1 protein-coding gene is annotated in these 583 nt (G+C 34.0%); it reads left to right on the forward strand.

Annotated features, from left to right (window positions below; genetic code table 11):
• On the forward strand, positions 1-500 hold a 500-nt coding region (locus tag KA858_RS12645), incomplete at its 5' end, for an IS6-like element IS257 family transposase (protein WP_210135849.1).
• Between the last annotated feature and the right edge of the window lie 83 nt (positions 501-583).

Raw genomic sequence — 583 nt, forward strand, 5'->3', positions numbered from 1 at the left:
ATCAAATTTGGAAGAAAAAGCATAAAAAAGCTTATTACAAATGGCGTATTGATGAGACGTACATCAAAATAAAAGGAAAATGGAGCTATTTATATCGTGCCATTGATGCAGAGGGACATACATTAGATATTTGGTTGCGTAAGCAACGAGATAATCATTCAGCATATGCGTTTATCAAACGTCTCATTAAACAATTTGGTAAACCTCAAAAGGTAATTACAGATCAGGCACCTTCAACGAAGGTAGCAATGGCTAAAGTAATTAAAGCTTTTAAACTTAAACCTGACTGTCATGGTACATCGAAATATCTGAATAACCTCATTGAGCAAGATCACCGTCATATTAAAGTAAGAAAGACAAGGTATCAAAGTATCAATACAGCAAAGAATACTTTAAAAGGTATTGAATGTATTTACGCTCTATATAAAAAGAACCGCAGGTCTCTTCAGATCTACGGATTTTCGCCATGCCACGAAATTAGCATCATGCTAGCAAGTTAAGCGAACACTGACATGATAAATTAGTGGTTAGCTATATTTTTTTACTTTGCAACAGAACCGTAAAAACAATAACCTAAATCGAT

This window comes from Staphylococcus sp. GDX8P80P (assembly GCF_017893095.1).
GTDB classification, from domain to species: domain Bacteria; phylum Bacillota; class Bacilli; order Staphylococcales; family Staphylococcaceae; genus Staphylococcus; species Staphylococcus borealis.